The sequence below is a fragment of the Propioniciclava sp. genome (assembly GCF_036744435.1).
Taxonomy (GTDB): domain Bacteria; phylum Actinomycetota; class Actinomycetes; order Propionibacteriales; family Propionibacteriaceae; genus Propioniciclava.
The window spans coordinates 1-8,847 of the sequence record NZ_DAIOIA010000041.1 but is presented as its reverse complement, the minus strand read 5'-3'; the positions used below and the strand labels follow the sequence as shown (position 1 = coordinate 8,847).

Sequence of the window (8,847 nt, the reverse complement as noted above, 5' to 3'; positions counted from 1 at the left end):
ACCCTCGACGTACCCCTTGCGCACCTTGGCCGCGATGAGTGTGGCGCTCTCGGCGGTGGCCTTGGCCGCCGACTCGTATTCGGTCGTCTTCGTCTGCCCCTTGGTGCCGGTCCGGCCATAGTTGACCGTGACGGACGTGTTCACCACGTCGATGCTCCAGAACTTGTCCGAGGTGCCTTCGACGAGGCTGAACGTGCGCATCCCTCACCTTTCCGTCTTCCCGATGGTTGCCTCGACCCTAACGGTGCTATCGGACAATGCGCGAGGCGTTGTCCGCGGGCCCGCCAGGACCGTTCCCGTGCCTGGCGCCTGCGCCCCGGCGGCGGGGTGCAGGGTAGGCTCCGGGCGTGGAGTATCGCGTCGCAGACCTGTCCCTGGCCGAGTTCGGCCGCAAGGAGATCACCCTCGCCGAGCACGAGATGCCGGGCCTGATGGCGATGCGGGCTCGCTACGGCGTCGCCAAGCCCCTCGCGGGGGCCAGGATCGCGGGCAGTCTCCACATGACCGTGCAGACCGCGGTGCTCATCGAGACCCTGGTCGCGCTGGGGGCGCAGGTCCGCTGGGCCTCCTGCAACATCTTCTCCACCCAGGATCACGCCGCTGCCGCGATCGTCGTCGGCGCCGAGGGCACCACCGACGCCCCGGCGGGCGTCCCGGTGTTCGCCTGGAAGGGTGAGACGTTGCCGGAGTACTGGTGGTGCACCGAGCAGATCCTCACCTGGCCCGGTGGCGAACAGCCGAACATGATCCTCGACGACGGCGGGGACGCGACCCTGTTCGTCCACAAGGGGTTGGAGTTCGGTACGGCCGGTGCCGTGCCGCAGCCCGCGGCCGGGGATTCCGCCGAGTATGCGGTCATCCTGGAGACGTTGCGGGCCTCGACGCTGGACTTCGCCGCGCTGTCGGCGAGCATCCAGGGCGTGACCGAGGAGACCACCACGGGCGTGCACCGGCTCTACGAGATGGCCCGCGACGGCGCGCTGCTGTTCCCGGCGATCAACGTCAACGACTCGGTGACCAAGTCGAAGTTCGACAACAAGTACGGCTGCCGTCACTCCCTGATCGACGGCATCAACCGCGCCACCGACGTGCTGATCGGCGGCAAGGTCGCCGTCGTGTGCGGGTACGGCGATGTCGGCAAGGGCTGCGCCGAGAGCCTGGCCGGGCAGGGCGCCCGCGTCATCGTCACCGAGATCGATCCGATCTGCGCCCTGCAAGCGGCCATGGACGGCTACCAGGTCGCCCGCCTGGACGACGTGGTGGCCTCGGCGGACATCGTCGTAACCGCGACGGGCTGCCGCGACGTGGTGACCGCCGCCCACATGGCCGCCATGAAGCACAACGCCATCGTCGGGAACATCGGCCACTTCGACAACGAGATCGACATGGCCGGGCTGGAGGCCACCCCGGGCATCGACCGCCGGGCGATCAAGCCGCAGGTGGACCAGTGGGTCTTCGCCGACGGCCATGGCGTGATCGTGCTCAGCGAGGGACGCCTGCTGAACCTCGGCAACGCGACCGGCCATCCGAGCTTCGTGATGAGCAACAGCTTCACCAACCAGGTGCTCGCCCAGATCGAGCTGTTCACCAAGCCCGATGCGTACCCGGTCGGGGTGTACACGCTGCCCAAGCACCTGGACGAGGAGGTCGCCCGACTGCACCTGGACGCCCTCGGCGTCCGGCTGACCACCTTGAGCGATCGGCAGGCCGACTACCTGGGCGTGCCGGTGAGCGGACCCTACAAGGCGGACGCGTACCGCTACTGAGCCCGTCGTCGGCTTCCCTGCCGGGGTGCCGACGGCCCCGCGCGGCGGACGTCAGGCCAGGTCGAGGACGTAGGAGCCGCCCTCGCGGTGGAACCCCAGCAGTTCGAGGTAGTTGCGGTGCACCGTCGTGTGCGCATTCGCGACCAGCCGGGTGAAGCCCGCCTCGGTGAACACGCTGCGGCCAGAACCGAACACCCAGCGCGCCTGTGCGCTGTCGCGGTAGGCGGGTGTGACGTAATCGAGCTTGATCAGCAGCTCTTTGCCGGCGGGTTCGCCGATGAGGATGCCCGCCGGCAGGCCGTCGCGGCTGATGAGCCGGACGAACGTGTCGTGCGGGTCGGGATGGTAGTCGGGCTGGCTGTTGGCGATCTCCCCGGCGTTGCCGCCGACGTAGTCGGCCAGGAACGGGGAATCGGGCTCCAAGGGCACCGCGATGAAGGAGGTGTCGGGTCCCAGTTCGCGGCGCAGCCGCCCGATGCCGGTGACCAGCAGCACGCCGGTCACCACCACGACCGGCCAGGCCCCGACGAGCACGCCGTACACCAGCAGCAGCGCGGCGGCGCCGATCGACAGCCAGCCCTTCCTGACGTGGGAACGCACCCCCAACGCCACGAAGACAACCGCCGCCCCCGCATAGCCGATGAGGTCGTACCAGCCGTCATTCATCCGCGCGGAACCTCGTAGGCGGCGATGGTCGTGGTGGCCGGGCCCAGCTCGTCCCACCCGGAGCCGACGTTCAGCACCACGATCCCGCTGGTGGGGTAGCGGGCCTCGATGGCGTCGCGTTCGGGCGAGGGCGGGGTCACCGCCAAGATCGCGTCGCTCAGCGTCGGCTCGTGGCCGATCACCAAGACCCGGCGGACCTCCGCGGGAAGCTGCTGCAGCGCCGCCACCAGCCCGAGCGTGCGCGCGTGATAAAGCGCGTCCAGCGTCACCACCTGCGCGGCGCTCGCCCCACCCATCCGCAGGGTCTGCCACGTCTGCTGGGCGCGGGAGGCGGGGGAGACCAGAACGAGGTCGAAGGCGAGCGGGGCGAGGATCTGCCCGGCCACGATGGCGTCCCGGGTGCCGCGCGGGCTCAGCGGGCGAGCCAGGTCCGGATCGTTGGTCTTCCACGACGACTTGGCATGCCGCATCACCACCAGCGTCCGCTCCGCGGTCATGATTCCTGCCCGCCGCCGTTCTTGTCCCCGCCGCCGTTCTTGTCGCCGGAAGAGAACGTCTCCCAGATCTCCTTGCACTCGGGGCAGACGGGGAACTTCTCGGGATTGCGGCTCGGCACCCAGACCTTGCCGCACAGGGCGACCACCGGGGTGCCCATCACCATCGCCTCCGTCAGCTTGTTCTTGGGGACGTAGTGGCTGAAGCGTTCGTGATCGCCCTCGTCGAGCCGGAAGTCGGTGCGCTCATCGACCACCGTCTGTGAGCCAGGAGCCGGTGTGAGTTGGGTCATGCATTTCATCCTAAGCGCTCGCAGTGATGGAATGAATGACCATGTCCCGATCTCGCCGCACCCTCACGCTCGGACTGCTCGTCTGCATCACCGCAGTCGCGTTCGAGGGGATGGCCGTCGTGACGGCGATGCCGGCGGCCGCGGCCGACCTGGGCGACGCCGAACTGTACGCCTGGGCCTTCTCCGCGGTGATGATCCCGCAGATGTTCGCCATCGCCGCGGCAGGACGCATCGTGGATCGCACCGGGCCGGTCCGTCCGCTGCTGGTCGGGCTGGCGCTGTTCGCCGCCGGCGTGGTCGTGGCCGCGCTGGCTCCCACCATGCTGGTGCTGCTCCTGGGCCGGTTCATCCAGGGGCTGGGCGGCGGCGCGGTCAACCTGTGCCTGCTGGTGGTGACCGCGCAGGGATACGACCCCGTGGAGCGGGCCCGCATCATGACCTGGTATTCCGCCTGCTGGATGATGCCCGCGTTCGTCGGCCCGGGCGTCGCAGCGTGGGTCGCGGAGCAGTTCTCCTGGCATTGGGTCTTTTGGATGATCCTCCCGTTCATCGCCCTGGGCCTGGGTTTCATGGCGTCAGGGTTGCGGCATCTGCCGCCGCGCGCCGACGGCGAGGCACCCGAGAGCCCGGTCCCGCTGATGGCGGCCGTCGAGGTGGCCGTCGGCCTGGCCCTCGTCCAGGCCGCCGGGCAGCAGCTGGGATGGATGTCGGTGCCGTGGCTCGTGGTGGGGGCCGGGTGCCTGCTGCACGGCTGGCCCAAGCTCATGCCGCGCGGCTTCCGGGTCGCGGTCGCAGGGCTGTCGGCGGTGGTGATGGTCCGGTTCCTCGCGGCGGGGGTGTTCTTCGGGATGCAGTCCTTCCTGCCCCTCATGCTCTCCTCGCGGGGGATCAGCCTGATCGTGTCCGGTGCGGTCATCACCATCGCCTCGGTGGGGTGGATGCTCGGATCCTGGCTGCAGGCCCGCTCGTGGCTTCGGCTGTCGCGCGACCAGATCATCATCGCCGGGACGGTGTGCGTCGCCGTCGGCGCGGCCGTGACCGCGACCGCCGCCTGGTTCCCGGCCCTGAGTCTGCCGCTGAGCCTGCTCGGGTTCACGGCGTCCGGCCTCGGCATGGGCCTGCAGTCGGCGTCCACGTCGCTGGCCGTGATGCAGTTGTCCCCGGAGCAGGAGATCGGCCGCAACAGCAGCTCGTTGCAGGTCGGCGAGTCGGCCGGCAACGCCCTGCTGGTCGGTGCGGCGGGGACGGTGTACGCGGCCCTGGCGCCGATCGCGGCGCCCGCCACCGTGTTCGGCACCCAGATGACGGCCCTGGCCACCATCGCGCTTCTCGCGATCGTCGCCGCCCGCCGGATCGGTTTCGTGGAGAACCACTCCCTGCTCCAGGAGGCCTGAAGACGGCGGCGTCGAGGGCCCCCGCGCCGGGACGCCGCACCGCGGCCCGCACCCCCTGGTCTAGAGTTCCGCACACGAAGTACGCGAGGAAGGGGGCGGTGCCGTGGTCGATGAGGTTGATCGGATCCTGCAGGCGTGGGCCCATGAGGTGCCCGACCTCGACGTCAGCCCGCTCGCGGTGCTGTCGCGCGTCAGTCGGCTCTCGCGTCACCTGGACCTGGCCCGCCGCGAGGCGTTCGCCGTCCACGACCTGGATCTGTGGGAGTTCGACGTCTTGGCGGCGCTGCGCCGCGAAGGGCCGCCCTACGAGCTGTCCCCGGGGCGCCTCATCACCCAGACGCTGTCGACGTCGGGAACGATGACCAACCGCATCGACCGGCTCACGGAACGGGGACTGGTCGAGCGGCTACCCGATCCGCGGGATCGCCGCGCCGTGCGGGTGCGCCTGCAGCCGAGCGGCCGGGCCCTCGTCGAGGCTGCCCTCAGCGACCTCGTGGGCCGCGAGAAGGCCATCCTGGCGGGGCTCAGCGACGAGGAACGTGGCCGGGTCGCTGACCTGTTGCGGCGCCTCGTGGAACCGTTCGAAGGATCCGGGACGCACCCGGGCGCCTGAGGGCGTCTCTCGCGTCGCGCGACGCAGTGCGGGAAGCCCCGTTGCGGCTAGGGTTTGCACCATGCCCCTGACGAATCCGGTGCTTGCGCGCCTCGCCGACGCGTTCGGGATCTCCACCGAGTTCTGGGACTGGAAAGGACGCCTGACCCAGGTCGACGACGCGACCGTCGTGGGGATCCTGGCAGGCATGGGCGTGGACGCCGCCACCGAGGCCAGTTCGAGCGCGGCCCTGGCCGATCATGGGCTGCGACCCTGGCGCCGTGCCCTCCCGCCCTGCACGGTCATGCGGCAGGGGACCCCCGCCGTCATCGGCGTCCACGTCCCCGGCGGCACGCCTGCCGCCGTCTGGATCCGGCTGGAGGAGGGCGGCCGCCGCGAGGCCGTCCAGGTCGAGAACACGCTGCCCGACCGAGACGTCGACGGTCAGTGGGTCGGGGAGGCCAGCTTCGAGCTTCCCGGCGACCTGCCGCTGGGCTACCACCGCGTTCACCTGGAGTCTGCGGCGGGTGACCTGGAGGCCACCTTGGTCGTCACTCCTTCCTTCCTGGGGTTCCCCGCGCACATGGCCGACCACCGGATCTGGGGCTATGCCGTCCAGCTCTACAGCGTCCGCTCGCAGGGATCGTGGGGGATGGGAGACCTGGCCGATCTCGCCGACCTGGCCACCTGGTCGGGAACCCAGCACTTCGCCGACTACCTGCTGGTCAACCCGCTGCACGCCGCCCAGCCCGTCCCCCCGCTGGAGCCGTCGCCGTACCTGCCCAGCAGCCGCCGCTACGTCAATCCGCTCTACATCCGTCCCGAACTGATCCCCGAGTACGCCGCCCTGTCGGAACACAAGCGGGCTCGGATCGACCGGCTGCGCGGCGACCTGCTGCGCGAGCTGGGTGCCTCGGCTCAGATCGAGCGCAACCCCATCTGGGCGGCCAAGCTGGCCGCGCTGCGGGTCATCTACGACGAGGGCCTGTCCGAGGTGCGCACGATGGCGAAGGAGAACTTCGTCCGCGGCGAGGGACGCATGCTCGCCCAGTTCGCCACCTGGAGTGCGCTGACGGCCGAGTTCGGCACCGACTGGCGCGACTGGCCGGCCGACTACCGGCGGCCCAGTTCCCCGGAGGTGTCGGCCTTCGCGGCCCGCAACGCTCGGGAGATCGACTTCTTCGTGTGGCTGCAGTGGGTCGCCGACAACCAACTCCGCGAGGCGCAGTCGGCGGCCCGTGCGGCGAACATGCGGGTCGGCGTCATGAACGACCTGGCGGTCGGCGTCAGTAACGCGAGCGCGGAGGCCTGGGTGCTGGGCGACGCGTTCGCGCCCGGGATCGGGGTGGGCGCCCCGCCGGACCACTACAACCAGCTCGGCCAGGACTGGGGCCAGGCGCCCTGGCGCCCCGACCGGCTCGAAGAGCTGTCCTATCAGCCCTTCCGCTCCATGGTCCAGGGAATCCTGCGGCACTCGGGCGGCATCCGCGTCGATCACATCATGGGCCTGTTCCGGCTGTGGTGGATCCCGCAGGGGATGCCACCCACCCAGGGCGCGTACGTGCGATACAACCATGACGCCATGGTCGGCATCCTCATGCTGGAGGCGCAGCGAGCCGGTGCGCTCGTCGTGGGCGAGGACCTGGGCACGGTGGAGCCGTGGGTGCGTGACTACCTGCGCGACCGCGGGATCCTCGGCACGTCGGTGGCCTGGTTCGAGATGACCGACGAGGGCTGCCCGGTCCCGCCTGAGGCCTATCGCGAGTATGCGATGGCGTCGGTCACCACGCACGACATGCCGCCGACGGCCGGCTACCTCGCGCTCGACCACGTCCGGCTGCAGCACCGCCTCGGCCTGCTGACCGAGGGACTGGAGGAGGAATCGGCCCTGGCCGAGCGCACCTTCGCGACCTGGCGCCGGGCGCTCATCGAGCGGGGCTTCCTGGCGCAGGAGGACGCCGGGGACATCGACGAGGAGGTGCTGGCCATGCATCGCTGGATCGTCGCCTCACCCGCGCGCGTGCTGAACGCGGCCCTCACCGACGCCGTCGGCGACCACCGCACCCAGAACCAGCCGGGCACCGTCGATGAGTACCCCAACTGGCGGGTGCCGCTGTCGGGGCCCGACGGCGCCCCGATCACCTTGGAGGACGTGTACGTGTCCTCGCGTGCGGCGAAGCTGGCCGCCGTCATGAACGGGTTCGGCATCGAGTCCGTGGGACGCCGCTGAGCCCAGGCGTCCCACGGCCCGGGCCTGGAGCCTCGTCACGCCGAGGCGACTCCCGCGGCGGCCAGGTCAGCGAGCACGGCGGGCACCGTTGCCACCGCGACGGCAGCGGTCAGCCCCACCAGGACGCGGGTGTCGAATCCCTCACTGGCCGCGTCCAGGGCGGTCGCCTTGACGCAGTGGTCGGTGGCGATGCCGCACACGTCGACGCGGGTGACGCCGCGCCCCCGCAAGAACTCCGCCAGCGATGCCCCCGTCTCCCGCTCGGCCCCCTCGAATCCGGAATAGGCGGCGGTGTACTCGCCCTTGTCGAACACCCCGGCGAAGGCGGGGGCGCCCAGGTTCGGATGGAAGTCGGCCCCTGGCGTCCCGGCGACGCAGTGCGGGGGCCATGAGTCGACGAAGTCGGGGGACTCGGAGAAGTGATCGCCCGGGTCGATGTGGTGGTCGCGGGTGGCCACGACGAGGTCGTAGCCGTGGTCCCCGGCGAGCAGCTCGGCGACGCGGCTGGCCACGGCGGCGCCGCCGGCCACCGCCAGCGATCCGCCCTCGCAGAAGTCGTTTTGGACGTCTACGACGATCAACGCAGTGGTCATGGTTCAGCCCTGGGGGGCGTACGGGTTGAAGGTCTGGTCGCCCTCGGCGTCGAGCAGGGTGGTGAGGATGGCGGGGTAGCCCTTGCTCATCTTGAACGCCTCGCTGGGCAGTTCGGCCCGTGCGGCGGTGTGCCGTTCGCGGGCGGCCGTCAGCGGCTCGCGCCCGACGATCTCCCCTCCCGCGACCAGATGGCGCAGAAGCGGCCGATCGTTGGTGTCGCCGCGCGGCGGGGCGCCGACGCCGATCACCTCGGCCTCGGCGATTCCGGTCGGGCCTAGGCGTCGCAGGGCGAACTTGCGGCCGCCGATGGATGTCTTGTTGGCCGACTTCTTCGCCACGGGCAGGAGCGGCGCGCCGGCCTCGTCGCTCGCGGCGCGGGAGACCAGCTTGTAGACGAAGCCGCAGGTGGGGGCCCCGGAGCCGGTGACCAGGCTGGTGCCCACGCCGTAGCCGTTGACGGGCGCGGATCGCAGCGCGGCGATCTGGAACTCGTCCAGGTCCGAGGTGACGATGATCTTCGTGTTGACGGCGCCGAGGGAGTCGAGCAGGCGGCGCACGTCGACCGCCTGGGTGAGCAGGTCACCCGAGTCGAGCCGGACCGCCCCGAGACGTCCCTGGGTCAGTTCGACGCCGAGGGTGACGGCTTCGGCGACGTCGTAGGTGTCCACCAGCAGCGTGGTGTCGCTGCCCAGGGCGGCGAGCTGGGAGCGGAAGGCGTCCTCTTCGGTGTCGTGCAGCAGCGTGAAGCTGTGCGCGGCCGTCCCGGCGGTCGGGACGCCGTAGCGTCGCCCGGCTTCCAGGTTGGAGCTGGACGCGAA

9 protein-coding genes and 1 pseudogene are annotated in these 8,847 nt (G+C 70.6%); 4 read left to right on the top strand and 6 right to left on the bottom strand.

From position 1 onward, the window contains the following. The coding region (locus tag V7E09_RS07210) for a WGR domain-containing protein (protein WP_324523203.1) at positions 1-201 on the bottom strand (201 nt) is incomplete at its 3' end. Between the two features lie 146 nt (positions 202-347). Between V7E09_RS07210 and ahcY the strand changes: the two genes are divergently transcribed. Further along, positions 348-1,766: an adenosylhomocysteinase gene (gene ahcY, locus V7E09_RS07205; protein WP_324511287.1), complete on the top strand. Its 1,419-nt coding sequence runs from the start codon at positions 348-350 to the stop codon at positions 1,764-1,766. Positions 1,767-1,817: 51 nt separating this feature from the next. Here ahcY and V7E09_RS07200 read toward each other — a convergent pair whose 3' ends face one another. The 3 genes from V7E09_RS07200 to V7E09_RS07190 are packed head-to-tail and all read right to left on the bottom strand — an operon-like array spanning position 1,818 to position 3,219. Beyond that, positions 1,818-2,432 carry a hypothetical protein gene (locus V7E09_RS07200; RefSeq protein ID WP_324511288.1) on the bottom strand — a complete coding sequence of 205 codons (615 nt, stop codon included), beginning with the start codon at positions 2,430-2,432 and terminating at the stop codon, positions 1,818-1,820. After that, the gene (locus V7E09_RS07195; RefSeq protein ID WP_324511289.1) at positions 2,429-2,929 is read right to left on the bottom strand and encodes a SixA phosphatase family protein; all 501 of its coding nucleotides are present in this window, start codon (positions 2,927-2,929) and stop codon (positions 2,429-2,431) included. Before V7E09_RS07195 ends, V7E09_RS07200 begins: the two co-directional genes overlap by 4 nt. After that, positions 2,926-3,219 carry a DUF3039 domain-containing protein gene (locus tag V7E09_RS07190; protein ID WP_324511290.1) on the bottom strand — a complete coding sequence of 98 codons (294 nt, stop codon included), beginning with the start codon at positions 3,217-3,219 and terminating at the stop codon, positions 2,926-2,928. The genes V7E09_RS07195 and V7E09_RS07190 overlap by 4 nt, the downstream gene beginning before the upstream one ends. A gap of 41 nt (positions 3,220-3,260) precedes the next feature. Between V7E09_RS07190 and V7E09_RS07185 the strand changes: the two genes are divergently transcribed. The 3 genes from V7E09_RS07185 to malQ all read left to right on the top strand — a co-directional run bounded on the left by V7E09_RS07185 (position 3,261) and on the right by malQ (position 7,435). Beyond that, complete coding sequence (locus V7E09_RS07185; protein WP_324511291.1) at positions 3,261-4,613, top strand: MFS transporter; 1,353 nt, start codon at positions 3,261-3,263, stop codon at positions 4,611-4,613. A 103-nt stretch (positions 4,614-4,716) separates the two neighbouring features. Next, complete coding sequence (locus V7E09_RS07180) at positions 4,717-5,226, top strand: MarR family winged helix-turn-helix transcriptional regulator (protein WP_324511292.1); 510 nt, start codon at positions 4,717-4,719, stop codon at positions 5,224-5,226. Positions 5,227-5,287: 61 nt separating this feature from the next. Further along, positions 5,288-7,435, top strand: a complete 2,148-nt coding sequence (gene malQ, locus V7E09_RS07175; RefSeq protein WP_324523202.1) for a 4-alpha-glucanotransferase — start codon at positions 5,288-5,290, stop codon at positions 7,433-7,435. 35 nt (positions 7,436-7,470) lie between these two features. On the opposite strand, the gene V7E09_RS07170 is transcribed toward malQ, so the two are convergent. Together V7E09_RS07170 and V7E09_RS07165 are read right to left on the bottom strand one after the other, a co-directional pair. Next, positions 7,471-8,028 (bottom strand): isochorismatase family protein, encoded by a 558-nt coding sequence (locus V7E09_RS07170; RefSeq protein ID WP_324523201.1) that lies wholly within the window; start codon positions 8,026-8,028, stop codon positions 7,471-7,473. Positions 8,029-8,031: 3 nt separating this feature from the next. Beyond that, a pseudogene (locus V7E09_RS07165) lies at positions 8,032-8,847 on the bottom strand (nicotinate phosphoribosyltransferase); the annotation flags it as partial.